The following is an 18,088-nucleotide window of genomic DNA, read 5'->3' as shown; positions in this document are numbered from 1 at the left end:
CGGCTTTCCGGCTGCCCGAAACCGCCGTTTTTCCGGCCTGCGGGCAGTATTCCACAGGCGCGTATCCGTACCTCCGCAATGCAGATGTCCTTTCGCCGAATCTCCTTTCTCTATATAGAAGTGCTTCAGGCAGCGATAGCCCGAATCATGGAAGAGAATCATGACAAGCATGATTTCCGCCTTTGACATCGTGGAGTCACGGTGATATTTTCTCTTGTTAAAGGGTTTCAGCGTATATTTTGCCATCATTGTATCAAAAAACTTGCAGAAATCATCTGCCATACAAAATATTTCAGTAACTTTGTCATCTGTGAACATTGCGATTTTTGCTTGTAGTCCTTTGTATTTTCAGCACTATAAAGATACGACAGATTTCGTTAATCACCAAATTTAAGAGTACTTATAATTGTCCAAAGTGCCTATGAAAAAGTATTTATACATTCTATCTTTTTGTTTTTTGCAATGTGTACTAACGGGCTTTGCACAGAACAAGCATACCTCAATGTCAGACACAATAAATCTTTCCGAAGTAACCGTATTAGCAGAAAGACCATTTGTTCAACATAAGGCTGACAGAATGATAGTTAGCGTAGAACATAGTAAATTGTTAAAGGCACGTTCTCTTTCTGATATTTTGAGTTTGATTCCTTGTGTAAATTATGATGGAGAAGGTGGTATTACCATTATGGGCAATGGTATCAAAATATATGAAAATGGAAAATTGGTAAGGCTAAGCGGGGCGCAGCTCAAAAGATATTTATCATCCTTGCGCGGTAATGACATAAAGAATTTGGAGTTGCTGCCTCAGGCAACAGCCGGGTATGACGCAGAAGGCGGCACGGGTGTTCTTGTCATCAACCGCCAGAAGAAACATGAGTACGGACTGACAGGGTATGCGGGCAGTGAATACGAACGGAAAAGCAAGAATCTGTTTTCGGAATTTGCAGGGTTAACCTATTCGTGGGGGAACGTTGCTCTTTATGCTAATATGGCGTTAGGGCAGTCGGCAAGTCATAGTAAGATATCCGAAAGCGACTATGGACAAAACATTACCGTCAACAGTATATCTGAAAGTACAGATAAAAGTCTTTACTATATGCCTAAGTTAGGCTTCGACTTTTATATCTCTCCGAAGCATTATTTAGGCGTAGAATGGTCGGGCAACTATGCAAAGGATTATGCCAGTGCCTGTTGGGTTCATTCTACCGTTACCGATAATAGTCCCAATCAAACAGATATTCTAAGTTATGCTCCATACACTTTAAGGCCTAATACCAATAATGTTACATTAAATTATGAATGGAAAACAGATACGCTGGGCAGTAAACTGAACCTTATTGCAGATTATGTAGGAGAAAGAGAACATGATTTGTACGAGTATGAGAATAAATACACCCAAGGCATAGGTGGGGATAGTATTATATCTAAATCGCAACCCTCATTCGAACGCGTCAACATATATAGTGCACAGGTAGATTTTACAAAGTTCTTCAACCGCCATCAGGTTACCCTTGGTGCCAAGTATGTCAATGCCGGCATCGATTATGATAATAAGCTATATCTCGGAAACACGACATTAGGAGGAGTGCTATCGGAAGATGTTGACCAACGGGATGATTTCAGCTATGATGAGCGACGATATGCAATATACGGAATGTACAGGTACTCCTCACGGCCTTGGGATTTTCAAGTGGGACTACGTGACGAATATACAGAATGGAATACCCAACAAAGGGTTAGAACCCAATTACATAACAACAAAAAAGACAACAACTTCTTCCCGTCTTTCTTTGTGAGGAAAGACATGGAACAAGGCAATGCCCTGTCGCTTAGTTATACGCAATCGATAAACCGTCCGTCGTATCAAATGGTAAATCCATTTGTTTTTCATCTGTCCGAGACATCCTATAAGGAAGGTAATCCTAACCTGAAAGGCGAATTGCTGTACAATGCTGCACTACAATGCGTATTGAAGTCAAGATATGTTTTCTCGTTATCCGCACTTTTTATTGATAGGAAAATCAATGAGGTATACGAACAGATGAACGAACAACAAACACGCTACACATTAAGAAATGACGGTAATTTAAAGAAATTAGCTTTATACATGGAGTTTCCTTTCACGTGTGGTATATGGAATAGCAGAAGTAATGTCGAACTAAGTGAGAACTTTTATCGGAACAGTACCAAGCGTGTTAATGACTTTGGGCTTGTCCTGTCAAGTTTTAACCGTTTCAGGTTGTCCAAGCAACTTACTGCAATGGCTAATTTACACTATATCAGGCATTATAAACAACTTTATCTTATTCAGAAATCAGATTACTTTGGAGTAGATATAGAGGGAAATTTCAGTTGTTTGAAAGACAAGCTGAATATCAATTTTGGTGTAAAAGACTTGCTGAATAGCAGAGGAAGGAATCAACAAATATTCAAAAATGGTGATTTTGAACACCATTCAGACTTTAATTTCATTTCCCGAAAGTTCTTCATCAGTGTAACTTTTAGTTTCTCAGCCGGATCAAAACGTGCAAGCCAGCATGATAAAACACACTCTAATGAAGAAGAAAAAGAAAGAATGTAAAGAGTAACTTCCTTTTTATTAAGCAACATGATGCGATGGAGTGTGGAGTTGCATGCCTTGCGATGGTATATAATTTTTTTAGAATGGAATATTCAATAGAATATCTTTATAGAATTTGCTTTGCAACCACAGAAGGAGTCTCATTACTTGGTATTAATGAAACGGACACCGCCGCTATACACTTCACCCTGCCACTCCTGTAGCAAGGGTAGCGGACAAGACTGGAAGACTACGCCAGTTCGGGATAAGAAAAGTCTTGTAAAATATACTAAGTCTAAAGGAAGTAATTTGAAAGGATTTTTATCTTATCATTACGCTTAAAAAAGCAGTTTGAATCAACTATTTAGTACTTCGGAATGAGAAAAAACGAGAAAATGAAACTTTTTAAAGAAAAATTCTCCGAATAAATTTGGTAGTTTGATGCATTTTGTGTATTATTGCGTTGAAAATAGTAGAACAAACCAAACTTCCGCCAGTAACATCAGTTCGGCTGCCATTTATGTCGGATTGAAAAAGCTCATAAGGACAAAGGGTATAAAGCATGGAGACAAAATACTTCTCCTTGTATCAAAGAGTGGTAGATTCCCATTATGGAATGATATTGCTTATTGCAGAATAGACATTTTTCAATGCCAAATTCATAAACAGAAAAAGGACTTGAGTGCAGGATAAAAAGGGGAAACCTCAACTCAAGGACAAAAAACAAATTTTCCCCTTAAACACAACTACCATGAACCGTTTTTTTACTCTCATCATCGCAATCGCGGTAGATGCAAGTGCCATGGCAAACGGCACTTTGCCCAACAGCAGTAGCCCTAATCCCACCAAGTTAGTGCTCAATGCTCAAAAACACGACACCCACAAGTATGGCAACTTTACCTTCATCACTCCACTCACAAGAGCAAAGCAGGCTGCGAATGACTGTGTGAAAGTAACCCTCAACTACGAGTGCAGCTCGTCGTTTGTCCCCATTGGTCTCTCTATCTATAATCCGAGGCCGGCATGTTCCACAGCAACTACGAAAGCCCAAACAAGAGCATTACTCAATCGGTGCCCAAGGGCACCTACGACATGTTTGCCTCCTACATGTCGCATTGGAGCGAACTTTACTATGTGTTCAGAGAGCAAGTGGAAATCAAGGGCGACACCACCATTACTTTGTCGCAGGCCGAAGCCACCATTCCGTTTTCAATTAAAACAGTAGACCACACCGGCAAAGCTCTTCACATGCCCGTGTACAACACAAGTTATCAAATTGTGGAACCCGGTACGGCCGATGACTTTTCGTCACTGTCATTCTTTATTTTGGAAGGTTTTGGCAACGTTGCCTCCATCATTGGCGGCGGTTACAAATATCAAGGACACGAAACCGATTTCTACATCAATAAGTTGAGTAACCGTTACAAGATATGTGAGAGCCGTGTGGTTTCAGTAGGCGATGTTTTTTGGTTCAACAAATATGTAATCAATGACCTGAGTACCGGTAAAACCATTACCAACGATCCTTCACGATTCATCAAATATGACCAAAAATTCGCTGTCAGCCCCAAGTGGAAGGATAACAGCGATTTTCATGTTCCCGGTTATTACATGGCCGGCGTTATCGACGGTGAGGCTGTCATTGGACAGCGCTCTTATATCCCTTCATGCCTTCGACCGACTACACTACCAAGTTTTATCTCGACACTCCCAAAGACGGTGATGGCACAAGCAATCCATTCAACGTGCTGGTGAAACCGCTCATGAGCGAATACATGGTCAAGGAATCGTATTCTCCCGGCGACACTATCAAGAACTTTTACTTCACTTGTGGCCAACAAGTCATGGGCGATAAAAACGGTCTTTACTATGTTACGGCCGGATATGAGGAAGATGGAGGCTTTAATTCTCCACAAGGTATGGTACGCTCACAAGTGTATCCGGGGCACCCAGCCTTGTCGTTCACCGACAAGACTGCTGCGAACATCGTCTACGGCGAGAGTTGTCCAGTGAACTCGGTGCGCTTCACTTCAGAAAATGTGGATGGACAAGAACAAATCAGCATTATTCCAAACTATGTGGGACGATATGGCGAACTGCGTGATGCCGACTATCATGTGGTAGAACAACAAGAACAGCAAGTGACCGATAACATCTACTCCATCATACTCACCAATAAAAATGTGAATGTCGATGGACTTGACGGCATGAATAAAACCCAGCTTGTGATGATAGAAAACAAGCCCGATCACGTGCCTCCAACGTTGCAGATGCTGCAATTCAAGGACAAGCAAGGCAACGTGACCGATCGTTTTAAAGAAGCAAGAGACGGTGTTGTTGAAATTGCCGGTGGTGACTTTACCTACAATCCTGTTCCGGAATCATATACAGGCTATTTTACTTGCACGCCTGCCGAAATTCAAGTGAGCTGCTATCAGCACGGAGCAACCGGCCCCGGTATGCTACTCACTGTTGAAGAAGTTCCCGCCCTTTATTTCATGCCGGGCTTCGGCCATTTCTTCAGGGCTTCGCTTGAACCGGTGCCCGATACCTCACAAAAACAATGGTATGACATGGAAATTACGTTGACCGACCCATCGGGCAACAAGCAGACACAAACAATTAGCCCTGCATTCTGCATCATAGGCACGGAAAGCGGCATTACCTCAACCACGGTTTCGACCGCCGGTGTGACTATTGAGAACGGCAAAATCACAAGTCAAGACCGCCATGCAATGTTGCAACTCTACAGCATCGACGGTCGCCTTGCTGCACAAAGCCGGAACGGTGAAATCTTGACTGATGGCATGACACATGGCGTGTATGTGGTGAAAATCATCGATACCGCCGGCAATTGCCAATCTCAAAAAGTAATGCTCTAATAACGGCAATGCCTAGCAACAAAACAATGAACATTTAAATGAGGTTCTGGTGAAAGAAACTTCACTGCATCGGGCAATGTGTTTTGCTCACCGAACCTCATCATATCAAAATTACGATTTAACTTTAATCACAAAATGAATACAAAAACAATATTATTGGCTTTGGCAAGTGTTGCTGTGCCCCTTTGCACCAACGCCCAAATCATCACCGACATGACAACAGGTCATGCCGTCAGCCGGAATGATGATCAAGTGGAATTGCAATTACCACAAACAACCAACTATCTGCGGTCGACAACCGCTGACGGACATACGGTATATGTTCCTCAACGTCATGTCAACATGCAAGCCGGACAAACGGTAAACGTAACGTTCGTCTACGACTACAATGCCAACGAAGCCACTCCCATGAGCTTGACCATCTACAACAGCCAACAAGGTATTTTTGCCGTGGACAAGAATGGCAAAAACGCCACCTTTACCGCACAAGTACCCGTTGGCACCTACGACATGCACGCTATGTTCAAAGGGAAACCAACCGGCACCTATGCCGTGTTCAAAGAGAATGTGACAATAGACCAAGACACTACACTCACATTCAGCAAAGCCGAAGCCATTGTCCCATTTATGTTTAAAGTGTATGACGAAAACGGCACTCAACTCACTCTAGACAAATATTCGGGCGGTACTGTGGCTGAAAACGGAAACACCAACAGCTACCGCAGCTACAGCTTCTTTGCCCTCAAAGGCATGGGCGTGGTACACACCATCATTGGCGGCTCTTACCGAGTGAAAGACTACGATGTAGATTACTATATAAACAAGGTGAGTGATCGGTTCAACCTGCTGCACATTTGCAACATGCGTTCAACTTTGAACAATTGCACCTATTTTTTCAAGTTTGAAACACCACTCAACGCTGCTGCAACGCTGGAAAGCAAGCCGGCCAACCTGACGCTCTACAAACAAAAATTCACTCCTACTCCTGCCGGCGAAAAAGAGCCAGCTTCGCACATCTACGGCAACCGGGTGTGGTGCACCTATAACGGTCAAGTTCTGCTAAGTGGCAAAGCCGAGAACAAAAACATGGTTCTTGAAAACAATGAAAACATGTTCTATCTCGACCTGCCTGAACCTGCCGACAAGGGATTTGCAGTGATGGTGAACCCCATGATGGGCGACACCTATATTGAAAAGAACAAGCAGTACAAGCACATTGTGGACTGCCCGTAACCGGCAACAAATCCGCCGGAATGCGAGTGGTAGACTATGGCTACGACATTCTCGACGGCTTCGTTATTCCTGTGGGCGGTGGTGCAGCAACTGTTTATCCCGGACACCCTGCATTGTCGTGGAAAGACAATGGCGAAAACTATACGTATGGCAACAACTGCCCCATTGTATCAGTTAAATCGAAAGACTATGACGGCAAATCCACTAAATTGCTCACCTATTTGGGTCGCTATGGCGAAATCTATGAAACCGACGGGACAACCGTTGTCAAGTCGCAAGAAACCAATGGCGACTTCATCGACTACACATTCATCCAAGAGAACATCAAAGTTGATGACATGAACGGAAAGAACATCACCACGCTGCATCACAAGTCGAGTGGTGGCGACATGACCGCTCCGTCAATTCAAATGCTGCGCTTCGTGCAACTTCCCGAATCGGGCGGCAATGACAACCGTTTAATCAGCGACCGCATTACCGGCAACGGAGAATTGGAGTTTGTAGCCGGCGACATGCAATATCATCACGACAAGACTAATGCCTCCATGCGCTACTACGAGTGCAAGCCGGTGAGCAAAGTAGAAGTGGCATACGCCAAGCACGGCACCGACACATGGAACGAGCTTCAAGCCATCGAAGTTCCCGAATACTACTTCATGCCGGGCTTTGGACACTTCTACAAAGCATCGCTCTCGACTGTGGCAAGCGATGGCGAGTGGTTTGACCTGAAAATCAAGTTGACCGATGCAAGTGGCAACACTCAAACTCAAACTCTCATGCCGGCAGTGTTCATCAAAAGCTGCAATACAGGCATTGGATTTACACGGGTGAACAGAGAAGGAACAATCTGCTACAAAAACGGCATCATCAGAACCGAACACCCTGCACAGATTATCATCTGCACCATTGATGGGAAGATAGCAAAACACACATACGGAACAAGCCTCGAAACGAACGCTCTTGCCAAGGGCGTATATGTGATAAAAGCTATTACCGCCAACGGTGAAAGCGCAACCCTAAAAATTGTACTCTAACCCTTTTTACTCCAACACACAAAACGGAGTGCACTGCAAATTACACAGTGTACTCCGTTTTTATTTTATGGAATCCTTTAACTTCAATCGGTCATTAGAACACCATGCCGGCACTCACCACACCCACCAATGCACCACCGGCCTATATACCAAAGACGAAGTAGTAGCCATCGAAAAGAATCTTTTCCGCTGGCCTGACGAATGGTAATTGGATTAGTATAATACTTGAGCAGGCTCCGTGTCAGAAGCAGGCTTCTTGTACCTATATCCCAACGCGATTTGTCGCAAACATCACGGTTCTATTAACGGATAAAAGAAAAAATCCCGTAACTTCAATGAAGAGGTTACGGGATTTTCATATCAGACCGTGCAGAGTTTCAAAAAAAAGTCGTACCTTTGCAGCCGATTTTCAAACAGGGGTACTTGCTCAACCCCCTTTAACAAAACAAGACAATGACAAAGACAAAACAACAAGTGAGTGTGCTGTTTATGCTTTTCAGCATCCTCTTCTGTGTTTGCCTCATTGCGGCAAACATCCTCGAAACAAAGCAAATCTCGGTATTGGGCATCAGCCTCACGGGCGGACTGATAGTATTCCCCGTCTCCTACATCATCAACGACTGCGTCTGCGAGGTATGGGGCTTCCGCAAGGCGCGCCTGCTTATCTGGACAGGGTTCGCCATGAACTTCTTCTTCGTGGCTATGGGGGCGTTGTGCGACTGGATTCCGGGTGCGCCCTACTGGACCAACGAAGCCGGCTTCCACGCCATCTTCGGACTGGCCCCCCGCGTAGCGGCCGCCTCGTTCGTGGCCTTCGTCGCCGGCTCTTTCGCCAATGCCTACGTGATGAGCCGGATGAAAATCCGCAATCAGGGACGCCACTTCTCTTGGCGTGCCATCCTCAGCACCATTGCCGGAGAGACCTGCGACTCCGTCATTTTCTTCCCCCTCGCCCTCGGAGGAGTCGTCCCACCCGAAGAACTACCGAAACTGATGCTCTGGCAGGTAGTGCTCAAGACGGTCTACGAGGTGATTGCCCTGCCCGTAACCCTCCGTGTGGTCAAGGCAATGAAAGCCCATGAGGGAGAGGACGCCTACGACGAGGGAATCAATTATAGTATCTGGAAAATATTCAGCTTAGGATAAAAAGGAATGGAAAGAAACGAAGAGGGTCTGCAGTCGCTCGGCGCGAAGACCCAATACAGAACGGATTATGCCCCGGAAGTGCTGGAGACGTTTGTCAACAAGCATCCGGGAAACGACTACTGGGTGCAGTTCAACTGCCCCGAGTTCACGAGCCTCTGCCCCATCACGGGGCAGCCCGACTTTGCAGAGATACGCATCTCGTATGTGCCCGACGAACGGATGGTAGAGAGCAAGAGCCTGAAGCTCTACCTTTTCAGCTTCCGCAATCACGGCGACTTCCACGAAGACTGCGTGAACATCATCATGAAAGACCTCGTCCGGCTGATGGAACCGAAGTACATTGAGGTAACGGGCATCTTCACACCCCGCGGAGGCATCAGCATCTATCCCTACGCCAACTACGGCAAGAAGGGCACGAAGTACGAGCAGCTGGCCGAGCACCGGTTCATGAATCACAATCTCAATCCATAAGGCAAAAGGAGCAAGCGACATCTTGCTCCTTTTTTATATTCTATAATATCGGAGTGAGAGTTCATAGAATCCGCCCCACCCTACTACTCGCACCATAGGGCATCCTCCTCAGAGGCTAAGCCGGAGGTCAGGGCCGGCATGTCCTTACCTATGCGCCCTATAATAGGCAACGGCCGCTGCCACATTGGCCTTGACCGCCTTCGACGACAAGGTCGCTCCCGTTACACCGTCCACGCCTGCTGCCCCGGCCGCCTTAGACACCTTCATACCCGAGAACTTAGGCAGCAAGGCGGTCTTCACCTTGGCAAAGAACTTCGGCGTCTCGTGATTGGCAAGAGCCTCCACCTTTACCACTTTGCCATTCTTGATATACACCTCCAGCGGTGTAGCTCCACGGAATCCCCTTACGTTCGGAGCGAGACTGGCAGTATTGACTACATACGTGCCGTCGGCCTGTCTGCGCATGACGTTATCTTTCTGCACAGCTGCAAAAGCCAGCCCTGTTGCCAATGCCATTGCAATGGCAAGAGTGGCCAATTGTTTCTTTATCATCTCCTTTACCTTTTTATATTGTTACATTCTGTGAGACCATAAACTTACCCAAAAGTAAAGTCCCTCCCCGTTGTTTTTGTATTTTATAACTTTTCAGAAAGAGAGAGGCCACTATCCAAACAGAAAGGCTTCCCGTCAGGGCAGTCTGCAGACAGCGAAAAAACAAAATTGTCAAAGTGCCGTTTTCGCACAGCGAACAAGCCCGTTTCGCGATGCGAAAACGGCACTTTCGTCTGACGAAACCAATGAAATGAAATTAGTGAAAATACTTTTAAACAAAAGAAAAGATAGATATTTTTCCTTAATTCTTTAAAAAGGACTATCTTTGCAATTGGTTTGGAGCAATCCATTCCGAGACATTTTGGAAAAAGAAGAGGCGTTATGCTAATATCTGTTCGGCCTGAAACCTGAGAAATTTCAAAAACGAACGAAGATTTGCATAGTGGTTCTCACGCTATAGCGTGGGCTGCTATTTGTACATCCGTTCGTTTAGGTTTTCTCAGGACCGCAGGCTGAAGATGTAGACATAGTCAGTTCCACGCTTCTACGTATAATTACCAAATCCTCGGCAGGAACTGGTTGAGGAAACTGAATTATATGAAAAATAAAACTTTTCTGTTATTCCTCTCATTGATTGCAATGTCAGGACTGACCGCATGTCAAATCGACGAGTCCATTAACACGAGTGTGCTTGACGGCAATTGGTTTGTAAATCGGATTGAAGCTATTAGTGCTACATCGCTTGATGATGAACTGTACCAAACCAACAACTCACGGTATTACTATGTAACCGACCTCAAGGCCGGCTGTCTGATGTTCACCTTGGCTGAAACTGACAACTTTAATGAGTATTTCGTTACCATATACAAATATGACGGCACAAGTTGGAAAAACCAAGGCTTTCAAAGCGTAAACCTGTCCAACAATAACAAGTTCGCGTTTCTCAACTATCAATGCAAGTTAAAGAAGAGTATGGATAAAGTGTTGGAGGTGAAAGTCCAAGATGGAAACGACTTCTTCCGATATAGACTTGAAAGGACTGACATAGACCCAAGAAAATAATTAGAAGATGAACATTATGAAGACTATCACCAATCTAATGGCATTTCTTGCGACACTTATACTTTTCAATTCTTGCATCACACCTGACAGATATCTTGCCGATAGCAGAATGAGAGAGCGCAACAACATCTATCAGCTTGAGCAACATAAAAGGGAAGAGGCTGCAAGATTGGAAATATTCCGCGTCAATGCAAACAACGCCCTCTATGCAACCGTTAATCAGTTGGCTATTGAGTTAAATGACAAACTTGGTAATAGTGCAACGCCGGAATATGATTTCAGCACGGAACATATATCTTACTACTATAGTGAGGGGAAAGCCGTTTGTCCTGTAACCTTCTACTTATATAGGCGAAACAAGGAAGTTACTATAAAGGGGATTCTTACTTATTATAACAATGCGAACAGGCAGGTGAAATTTGTATGTACGGATGCCGCCAACACACGAAAAATAGACGGAGAATATATCCGGGCTTTAAGTGAGGGTATCGTTTACAATACAATATAACAGCGAACATGAAGACTACGGACAGACACGGGGGTTGTACCCTACAGACTAACAGAATCCACCAACATGTAGGGACAGACCACGTGTCTGTCCGAAAACGAAAAACGAATAAGGGCAGGCGGACAGACACGGGGTCTGTCCCTACGGACTAACAGAATCCACCCAACATGCAGGAACAGACCACGTGTCTGTCCGAAAACGAAAAAACGAATAAGGGCAGGCGGACAGACATGGGGTCTGTCCCTACGGACTAACAGAATCCACCCAACATGCAGGGACAGACCCACGTGTCTGTCCGAAAACGAAAAACGAATAAGGGCAGGCGGACAGACACGCGGTCTGTCCTTACAGACTAACAGAATCCACCCAACATGCAGGAACAGACCACGTGTCTGTCCGAAAACAAAGCTTAGGAGTATTCCTCTGAAAGCTCAAAACCTTTATCCCGGAAATTTTCACAACCAACTCTCAAAAAGCTCGCGAGCTTTTGTGAGACAGCCAAATAGATATCCAAGAACCGATAAACAGCTATCCAAAGACCGACGATTTGCCTTAAGGAACGATGCCTTTACGGTTGTTCTATTTACTCGCCCGCTCCTCTGCCCGGCCATCTCCTAAAAGCCATAGGAGAATCCGAGCATCAGCTCACGCGGACGCACTCTTATCGTGTCGTAAGAACGTATCAGCGACGTAAGATAACGTTTCTCGTAAGTATTCTTGCCCAACAGATTGCGAAGCGACAGGTAGACATCGAGTTTTTTCCGCCTGTACCGCAATTCAGCATCAAGGAAGAAAGCATCCGAGGCCGACTTGTCGTTACTATGGAAGTAGTCGCCGTTACAGAGCAGCTGCCACTTGCCCAATGTCCAACTGGCGTTCAGCGTATGATTGTAGTACATAATCGAACTGCCGGGCAGCCCCACTTCCCCAGAGCTGCTTCTCCTGCTGTAGCTGATGGAAGACATCGCCTTGAGCGAAAGCCTCCGCACCGGTTGAACGAAAGGTCTGCCACCAAGGCTCTTCCCGTCATGGTCGTCGGCATGAGGTATTCTCCCACAAGGAGGTCTGTCTTCGTCGTACTGCTCCGTGCCGTCAGCTTGACGGTTGTTTGCAGCCAGTCAAGGTTCATCCCCATCGAAGCCTCCATCACGAAACTCTTGTTGGAGGTATATCTGTCAGTAGGCTCACTCTCGTAGAAGCTGTACACCGGGTCTATCCTGCTTTTGTACAGGGGGACGCTTCCCATATAGTTATATGTTGTCCGCATCGTGCAAAGAAGCCGTGAATGATGTCCTTGAACTCAATACGGCCCGACAGATAGTCTAAAGGCGTATACCTGAGCCTGCCATTGTTGCGCCGGAGCGTCAGATAGTCCACAAATGTGGGCGCATCGCTCGTCCCCGTCAGGTCGGAGGGACTCCAGCTGTGGAAATAGTATGCGTTAAAATTCCACTTCGCCGTTGGTTCAAATCCGACACTGACGTTAGGCTCGAAGGCCAGCTGCACCTTATCCAGTCCGTTGAACGAACGGTGTAGCAAACTCACCGGGAATCCCGACGAGACATTGAATGTCCGGCTCTTATATCCTAACTGGGGTTCAACATATAATTTATACTCCGAGTAGGTGTCTGTCTGGTTTGTCAGGAAATTCTCCGTAGTCATCTTCTGGCTGATGCCTTCCAAGCGGGTTCTGTAGGCAACATCCAGACGCCATAGGCTGTGGCGGAAATCGGTAGAGGCTCCCCACCTTAGGGCGTCGATGTTAAGGTCCTGCATGGTTCCGTTAGCAAGGAGCAGCTGCCCCGGCAGATACGAGTAAGAGAAATATCCTTCTGCCGAAATCGCCTTTCCGTTGCCCATGTTCCTGACAAATTTCAGCTTGTCGGTCAGCTGCCGGCGGCGTGGCTTCACGTTTTCCCGGGTTTCCCGTCCGTTGAGCAGAGTCGTTCCCGTACTTCGGTTGAAGTCTATATATCCGTTGAGGGTATTGGCAAGATAGAGTTTGTCGCTGTTGATTCTCAGCAACACTTCGCCCGTCAGTTCCGAACGGTAGCTGTCGGCATCTCTTTTCTCCGTGATGGCAGAGTCGCCCCTTACGTTCGTATAGATGGTTTGCGTCTCTTCATTCAGTGACGTGTGGTCGTACAATCCCGTCAGCTGAGTCCGCAGTTCGCTGTCCTTTCCTATTTTAAACAAAGTGCTGTTGCAGACGAGATGGGTGCGGTTGAATTGCGTGCGCTCCCCGTCAAGGTCGCTGACGCTTGTAGACAGGTTCGACAGCACGCTGCCTTCCGTGGGCACATATTCCTCAAAGACGGAGTGCGAGGTTATTTCGCTCTTGATGTTCTTGCCCGTATTGTTGAACTTATACATCGAAACGCTTTGCACCTTCCTTGAGAAGAGCATTTCGCTAAGTCGCCCGTCGTAAAGCGCAGAAGCCTTTTCCTGCAAGGCTGTTCCGCCCCCCATACTGCAAGTTCCCTGCCACACATCCTTCACATCGTCCTTGAGAACGATGTTCAGTGCTGCCTGCTCGCTGAAATCTATGTCTTTCAGGCTCTTGACGGGCTGATGCTTTTCATAGACCTGCACTTTCTTCACCTTGTCGGCAGAGAGATTCTCGCTGATAACGGAATACTTTCCGCCCATGAGGTCCATTCCCTCCACATAGAACTTGTTGATAGCCCGCCCCTGATAGGTTATCTTTCCGTCTTTCGATACGTTCAGCCCTGCCATCCGCGCTATCACGTCGGCTATGGAGCGGTCTTGGTCTTTCTTGAATTTGCTGACGAGATAGTCGAGCGTATCGCCCCGCTGCACTATTCCCTTGGGCTTCACCTTCACTTCCTTCAGCTCTACCGCGTGCTGCTGAAGCCTGACGGCCTGTCCGTTCTTGAAATCGGAAAGCTGCATCTGCTCCGGGCTATAGCCCAGACAGCTGAACTTGATGGCCTTGGCAGCCTTTCCCGTCGGTACTGAAACAGAGAAACTCCCGTCGTTGCCCGTCAGTGCATAGGATACAGCCAAGTTCCTTCCGTCAAGCAGAACGACGGAAACTTTCTTCAGCCCGCTGCCCGACTCGTCTTCCACCCTACCCGTAAGATTCTGTGCGACAGCACTGACAGGTAAAAGGAAAAGGACAAAGGCCAACACGCAAAAAACAAAAGCTCTGTACCTATTTCTCATCCTCTGCATCGTAGTTTTCAAGATATACTATCTTTGCCAGTTTCTCGGGATTGTTCCTGATATCGGTTTCCCTCTCATGCTCTTCGGGAATCATCACACTACCTGTAGTCGTCTTACGAAGAAGTCCTATAGGATTGGTGAGATATTCCTTGTAAAGTTTGAAATGTTCCCGTGGGGTGCAGGCATAATAGTTTTCCTTTGCCACCTCTATTCCCTTGATATTGACATTCGATATCCCGACACCATCAAACAAGAAATATCCTTCGCTGTCCTCCGCCTTCAGTATCAGCCCCGGCAGGCCGCACAGCTTCCACGGTCCGTCGGGAATTGGAATGTCCAAGGCAAACCAAACATTCCATGTCCGTCCACGGAACGTCGTCGTAGCAGCCTGACAGCGATGCTCAAGGATGGTAGTGTCCCTATCCTGTATCTCCCAATGGAGATTGGGAATCTCCTCCTCATATTTGAAGTCTGCCATTTGCAGGGCAGTATAGGTAAGTTTCCCTTTTTCAGGGATTCCCTTGTATATATGGTATTCCTGCCCCGACGAATAAGGGCGGTTCAGCCTTTGGCGCAACTTCAAGTCAAAGTTTCCACGGCGATTCAGACTGTCTTCTATCTCTTTCGTCCGTTGCCAATAATGGCTATAGAAATGCGATATACTATCTTGTATGTCAAGATACTCAACATCCTGATTGCTCTTATAGTCCTTATCTCTCGTATATAACGTATTGTACACAATCCTTAATGTGCTTTTGCCAGACTGACCAAAAACATTTGTTCCTCCTGCCACAAGAAAGAGTAAAAACAAGAACACATTCTTCATATTAAAAGCAATTTATAATTTTCTTCCTATAAAATTTGCCAAAACAAAAGATTACTGCATTATAACACAAAAGCAGACAAGCCTACACTCAACAGCTATTCCTCCTTCTCTGCATCGTAGTCTTCAAGATATACTATCTTTGCCAGTTTCTCGGGATTGTTCCTGATATCGGCATCACCTATCACCTTTCTCAAATCATCCGACATCACCATTTTGCCCGGGCGTGTTCTATTCAAAAAACCTATGGGATTAGTCCGAATCTCCTTGAAAATATTGAAATACTCGCGTGGCGTACAGACATGATAGTTCTCTTTTCTAACCTCTATATCCTTGCCCTCAACATTCATTATTCCAACGCAGTCGAATGAGAAGTGTCCCTTGCTGTCCTCCGCCTTCAGTATCAGCCCCGGCAGACCGCACAGCTTCCACGGCCCGTCGGGAATGGGGATGTCCAAGGCAAACCAAACGCGCCATGTCCGTCCACGGAACGTCGTCGTAGCAGCCTGACAGCGATGCTCAAGAATGGTGGTGTCCCTGTCTTGTATCGCCCAATGCAGATTGGGAATTTCCTCCTCATACCTGAAGTCTCCCAACTCCGAGCTGGTGTAGGTGAGCCTCTCCTTTTGGGGTATTCCCTTATAGACCTCATAGCTCTGATGATCGAAATAGGGCCTTCCTGCCCGTTGACGTAAACTCAAGTCCATGTTGCCACGCCGATTCAGGCTGTCGTTGATTTCCCTGATTCGTTGCGCGTTGTAACTATAGAAGTGCGATTTCTCCGATGCAATATCCAGATACTGAATATCCTGCAATGCCTTCGAGTCTGTATCTCTCATAAACATACTGCTGTACACAATACGGAGCACCGGTACACTCCACCCGTTGGTAAGACCAACAAGGAAACAACACAAAAGTAGATTTCTGATTCGCATAGTGAAGTTATTTTGACTGTCTCTCACCTTAAAAGGAAAAGGCCACATTCAATGGCTATTTCTCCTCCTCGGCATCGTAGTTCTCAATATATAATACCTTTGCCATCTTCTCCGGGTCGTTCCGGATGTCGGAACCCTTTTCTATTTCCTCCGAAATGATTACCGGGCCTGTAGATGTCTTGCGCAAATACCCTATGGGGTTAGTGCGGATTTCTTTGTATAGCTTAAAATGCTCTTTGGGAGTACAGAAGTGGTACTTGTCCTTTGGCATTCCTATGGCCTTGGTCTCGACATTCATGATGCCAATGCAGTCGAACGAGAAATACCCGTCGCTGTCCTCCGCCTTCAATATAAGCCCCGGCAATCCGCACAGCTTCCACGGCCCATCAGACATGGGAATGTCCAAGGCAAACCAAGCTCTCCACGTCCGCCCCCGGAAAGTCGCCGTGGCAGCCTGACAGCGATGGTCGAAGATGGTAGTGTCCCTGTCCTGTATCTCCCAATGGAAATCGGGTATGTCTTCCTCGTATTTGAAACGCTCTATCTGCATGGCGGTGTAGGTAAGCTTTCCGTTTTCAGGAACCCCCTTGTAGATATGATATTCTTGTGATAAGGAATAAGGCCGTTTTAGTTTTTGGCGCAGCTTCATATCAAAGTCACCACGCCGGTTCAGGCTATCATCTATTTGCACACTACGCTCATAATAATAGCTGTAAAAGTGGGATACCCCATCTTGCATATCAAGATATTGAACATCATTATAGCTTTTTTCACCTTTATTCGTCGTGTATATGCAGTTGTATACTATGCGGAGTGTTTTATCATTGTGCTGCTGTCGCGCAAATGTACCCAAAGTGGCAATAAGACAGAAGCAGACTAGCAAGCGTATTGTTTTCATATCAAATCATTAGAAGATTACTATATTTTTCATCCTCACCAATATTATAACAAGGCGTTACTATGATTATCGTAACACCTTGTTACAACCTTTTTTACTTTATGTTTGGCAACACATTGCCATTTGAGTCAACACCATAACGAATAGTTGTTCCTTCACGCGTAACCGCCTCAAAAACGGTAACTATTATTCCATTGAAATTAAACTTATAAAGCTCTTTCACTGTCCTAAAGTGTCCTTCCTCCCAATCAATAACTTTCCCCGGATTTGTAGGGTCAACAAGAGCAAATGCAGACTGAGGAACTACGGCAGACAAACAACATGCTGCCACAAATGTAAGAATATTTTTTTTCATGTTTGTAAATTTTTAATTAATAATTAAGTCGCTTGCAAAATTATATATTTAGCATTAAAAGACAAAAGCAAAACCATTAAATAAAACAAAAAACATAGAAAACACATCGTGAAAGTGCAGAAGCCGCCCAGTCTGTAGCATTTCCGTATATGTGCCGGCGTATAGGAATTGCAGCAGAGGGTGATTGGCAAGACGTAAGGGCGACTGACGCCCTCACGCAGCGCACACGCTATTGTGAGAAAATTCGCGGTCGGGTTTCGGGTATGCAGGTCAGAATCTGTCAGGAAGCCTGTTTCGCCAGACGAAAGTGGCGGTTTCGCATGGTGAAAGTGCCGTTTTCGCATGGTCAAAGTGGCGTTTTCGGGCAGTCGGAAAGCCGTTTGCGGCAAGCGGAGAATTTATATACGGTTAGCGGAAAATTTATATACGGTTAGAAATTTACG

The 18,088-nt window shown here is 45.9% G+C and carries 18 protein-coding genes and 2 pseudogenes; 11 read left to right on the top strand and 9 right to left on the bottom strand.

Annotated features, from left to right (window positions below; all coding sequences use genetic code 11):
* Nucleotides 1-318 (bottom strand): annotated as a pseudogene (locus JCM15908_RS15300) (hypothetical protein); the annotation flags it as partial.
* A gap of 103 nt (nt 319-421) precedes the next feature.
* Here JCM15908_RS15300 and JCM15908_RS10865 point away from each other — a divergent pair.
* From JCM15908_RS10865 to queF, 9 genes and pseudogenes are all read left to right on the top strand, one after another.
* Nucleotides 422-2,581, top strand: coding sequence for an outer membrane beta-barrel family protein (locus JCM15908_RS10865; protein ID WP_025003341.1), 2,160 nt, complete (start codon nt 422-424; stop codon nt 2,579-2,581).
* 17 nt (nt 2,582-2,598) lie between these two features.
* The gene (locus tag JCM15908_RS14475; protein ID WP_262498855.1) at nt 2,599-2,784 is read left to right on the top strand and encodes a cysteine peptidase family C39 domain-containing protein; all 186 of its coding nucleotides are present in this window, start codon (nt 2,599-2,601) and stop codon (nt 2,782-2,784) included.
* Nucleotides 2,785-3,037: 253 nt separating this feature from the next.
* Nucleotides 3,038-3,200, top strand: a pseudogene (locus tag JCM15908_RS15295) (3-oxoacyl-ACP synthase); the annotation flags it as partial.
* Nucleotides 3,201-3,583: 383 nt separating this feature from the next.
* Nucleotides 3,584-4,315 carry a hypothetical protein gene (locus JCM15908_RS10855; RefSeq protein ID WP_025003339.1) on the top strand — a complete coding sequence of 244 codons (732 nt, stop codon included), beginning with the start codon at nt 3,584-3,586 and terminating at the stop codon, nt 4,313-4,315.
* 8 nt (nt 4,316-4,323) lie between these two features.
* Nucleotides 4,324-5,442 (top strand): hypothetical protein, encoded by a 1,119-nt coding sequence (locus tag JCM15908_RS10850; protein ID WP_148295585.1) that lies wholly within the window; start codon nt 4,324-4,326, stop codon nt 5,440-5,442.
* 135 nt (nt 5,443-5,577) lie between these two features.
* Nucleotides 5,578-6,675: a hypothetical protein gene (locus JCM15908_RS10845; RefSeq protein WP_148295584.1), complete on the top strand. Its 1,098-nt coding sequence runs from the start codon at nt 5,578-5,580 to the stop codon at nt 6,673-6,675.
* Nucleotides 6,676-6,695: 20 nt separating this feature from the next.
* Nucleotides 6,696-7,709, top strand: coding sequence for a hypothetical protein (locus JCM15908_RS10840; RefSeq protein WP_025003336.1), 1,014 nt, complete (start codon nt 6,696-6,698; stop codon nt 7,707-7,709).
* Nucleotides 7,710-8,162: 453 nt separating this feature from the next.
* On the top strand, nt 8,163-8,855 hold the full coding sequence (locus tag JCM15908_RS10835) for a queuosine precursor transporter (RefSeq protein WP_025003335.1): 693 nt from the start codon (nt 8,163-8,165) through the stop codon (nt 8,853-8,855).
* 6 nt (nt 8,856-8,861) lie between these two features.
* Nucleotides 8,862-9,326, top strand: a complete 465-nt coding sequence (queF, locus tag JCM15908_RS10830; RefSeq protein ID WP_025003334.1) for a preQ(1) synthase — start codon at nt 8,862-8,864, stop codon at nt 9,324-9,326.
* 144 nt (nt 9,327-9,470) lie between these two features.
* Here the strand turns inward: queF and JCM15908_RS10825 are convergent, their stop codons facing one another.
* Complete coding sequence (locus JCM15908_RS10825; protein WP_025003333.1) at nt 9,471-9,878, bottom strand: FMN-binding protein; 408 nt, start codon at nt 9,876-9,878, stop codon at nt 9,471-9,473.
* A 597-nt stretch (nt 9,879-10,475) separates the two neighbouring features.
* On the opposite strand from JCM15908_RS10825, the gene JCM15908_RS10820 reads away from it, so the two are divergent.
* Together JCM15908_RS10820 and JCM15908_RS10815 are read left to right on the top strand one after the other, a co-directional pair.
* On the top strand, nt 10,476-10,940 hold the full coding sequence (locus JCM15908_RS10820) for a hypothetical protein (RefSeq protein WP_036893202.1): 465 nt from the start codon (nt 10,476-10,478) through the stop codon (nt 10,938-10,940).
* Nucleotides 10,941-10,956: 16 nt separating this feature from the next.
* Nucleotides 10,957-11,448, top strand: a complete 492-nt coding sequence (locus JCM15908_RS10815; RefSeq protein WP_148295583.1) for a hypothetical protein — start codon at nt 10,957-10,959, stop codon at nt 11,446-11,448.
* 614 nt (nt 11,449-12,062) lie between these two features.
* On the opposite strand, the gene JCM15908_RS10810 is transcribed toward JCM15908_RS10815, so the two are convergent.
* The 7 genes from JCM15908_RS10810 to JCM15908_RS10770 all read right to left on the bottom strand — a co-directional run bounded on the left by JCM15908_RS10810 (nt 12,063) and on the right by JCM15908_RS10770 (nt 17,645).
* The gene (locus JCM15908_RS10810; protein WP_025003330.1) at nt 12,063-12,347 is read right to left on the bottom strand and encodes a TonB-dependent receptor; all 285 of its coding nucleotides are present in this window, start codon (nt 12,345-12,347) and stop codon (nt 12,063-12,065) included.
* Complete coding sequence (locus tag JCM15908_RS10805; RefSeq protein WP_025003329.1) at nt 12,326-12,694, bottom strand: hypothetical protein; 369 nt, start codon at nt 12,692-12,694, stop codon at nt 12,326-12,328. The genes JCM15908_RS10810 and JCM15908_RS10805 overlap by 22 nt, the downstream gene beginning before the upstream one ends.
* Nucleotides 12,661-14,634 (bottom strand): carboxypeptidase-like regulatory domain-containing protein, encoded by a 1,974-nt coding sequence (locus JCM15908_RS10800; RefSeq protein WP_148295582.1) that lies wholly within the window; start codon nt 14,632-14,634, stop codon nt 12,661-12,663. Before JCM15908_RS10800 ends, JCM15908_RS10805 begins: the two co-directional genes overlap by 34 nt.
* Entirely contained in the window at nt 14,624-15,460 is an 837-nt protein-coding gene (locus JCM15908_RS14210; RefSeq protein WP_025003327.1) for a GLPGLI family protein, read from the bottom strand. The genes JCM15908_RS10800 and JCM15908_RS14210 overlap by 11 nt, the downstream gene beginning before the upstream one ends.
* Before the next feature lie 95 nt (nt 15,461-15,555).
* The gene (locus tag JCM15908_RS10790) at nt 15,556-16,392 is read right to left on the bottom strand and encodes a GLPGLI family protein (RefSeq protein ID WP_262498852.1); all 837 of its coding nucleotides are present in this window, start codon (nt 16,390-16,392) and stop codon (nt 15,556-15,558) included.
* 55 nt (nt 16,393-16,447) lie between these two features.
* Nucleotides 16,448-17,290, bottom strand: a complete 843-nt coding sequence (locus JCM15908_RS14205) for a GLPGLI family protein (RefSeq protein ID WP_084607873.1) — start codon at nt 17,288-17,290, stop codon at nt 16,448-16,450.
* Nucleotides 17,291-17,384: 94 nt separating this feature from the next.
* Complete coding sequence (locus JCM15908_RS10770) at nt 17,385-17,645, bottom strand: hypothetical protein (RefSeq protein WP_025003323.1); 261 nt, start codon at nt 17,643-17,645, stop codon at nt 17,385-17,387.
* Nucleotides 17,646-18,088: the final 443 nt, after the last annotated feature.

The sequence above is a fragment of the Prevotella dentasini JCM 15908 genome, from assembly GCF_000614065.1.
Lineage (GTDB): Bacteria > Bacteroidota > Bacteroidia > Bacteroidales > Bacteroidaceae > Prevotella > Prevotella dentasini.
The sequence above is the reverse complement of the archived record's forward strand: the minus strand, read 5'-3'. Positions and strand labels throughout refer to the sequence as shown.

Excerpts from the sequence above, each read along its gene's own strand:
- JCM15908_RS10825 (WP_025003333.1), bottom strand. The coding sequence starts at position 9,878 with ATGATAAAGAAACAATTGGCCACTCTTGCCATTGCAATGGCATTGGCA.
- JCM15908_RS10810 (WP_025003330.1), bottom strand. The coding sequence starts at position 12,347 with ATGTACTACAATCATACGCTGAACGCCAGTTGGACATTGGGCAAGTGG.
- JCM15908_RS10800 (WP_148295582.1), bottom strand. The coding sequence starts at position 14,634 with ATGAGAAATAGGTACAGAGCTTTTGTTTTTTGCGTGTTGGCCTTTGTC.
- JCM15908_RS10835 (WP_025003335.1), top strand. The coding sequence starts at position 8,163 with ATGACAAAGACAAAACAACAAGTGAGTGTGCTGTTTATGCTTTTCAGC.
- JCM15908_RS10865 (WP_025003341.1), top strand. The coding sequence starts at position 422 with ATGAAAAAGTATTTATACATTCTATCTTTTTGTTTTTTGCAATGTGTA.
- JCM15908_RS14210 (WP_025003327.1), bottom strand. The coding sequence starts at position 15,460 with ATGAAGAATGTGTTCTTGTTTTTACTCTTTCTTGTGGCAGGAGGAACA.
- JCM15908_RS10770 (WP_025003323.1), bottom strand. The coding sequence starts at position 17,645 with ATGAAAAAAAATATTCTTACATTTGTGGCAGCATGTTGTTTGTCTGCC.
- JCM15908_RS10790 (WP_262498852.1), bottom strand. The coding sequence starts at position 16,392 with ATGCGAATCAGAAATCTACTTTTGTGTTGTTTCCTTGTTGGTCTTACC.
- JCM15908_RS10855 (WP_025003339.1), top strand. The coding sequence starts at position 3,584 with ATGTTCCACAGCAACTACGAAAGCCCAAACAAGAGCATTACTCAATCG.
- JCM15908_RS10850 (WP_148295585.1), top strand. The coding sequence starts at position 4,324 with ATGAGCGAATACATGGTCAAGGAATCGTATTCTCCCGGCGACACTATC.
- JCM15908_RS10840 (WP_025003336.1), top strand. The coding sequence starts at position 6,696 with ATGCGAGTGGTAGACTATGGCTACGACATTCTCGACGGCTTCGTTATT.
- queF (WP_025003334.1), top strand. The coding sequence starts at position 8,862 with ATGGAAAGAAACGAAGAGGGTCTGCAGTCGCTCGGCGCGAAGACCCAA.
- JCM15908_RS10845 (WP_148295584.1), top strand. The coding sequence starts at position 5,578 with ATGAATACAAAAACAATATTATTGGCTTTGGCAAGTGTTGCTGTGCCC.
- JCM15908_RS10820 (WP_036893202.1), top strand. The coding sequence starts at position 10,476 with ATGAAAAATAAAACTTTTCTGTTATTCCTCTCATTGATTGCAATGTCA.
- JCM15908_RS10805 (WP_025003329.1), bottom strand. The coding sequence starts at position 12,694 with ATGGGAAGCGTCCCCCTGTACAAAAGCAGGATAGACCCGGTGTACAGC.
- JCM15908_RS14205 (WP_084607873.1), bottom strand. The coding sequence starts at position 17,290 with ATGAAAACAATACGCTTGCTAGTCTGCTTCTGTCTTATTGCCACTTTG.
- JCM15908_RS10815 (WP_148295583.1), top strand. The coding sequence starts at position 10,957 with ATGAAGACTATCACCAATCTAATGGCATTTCTTGCGACACTTATACTT.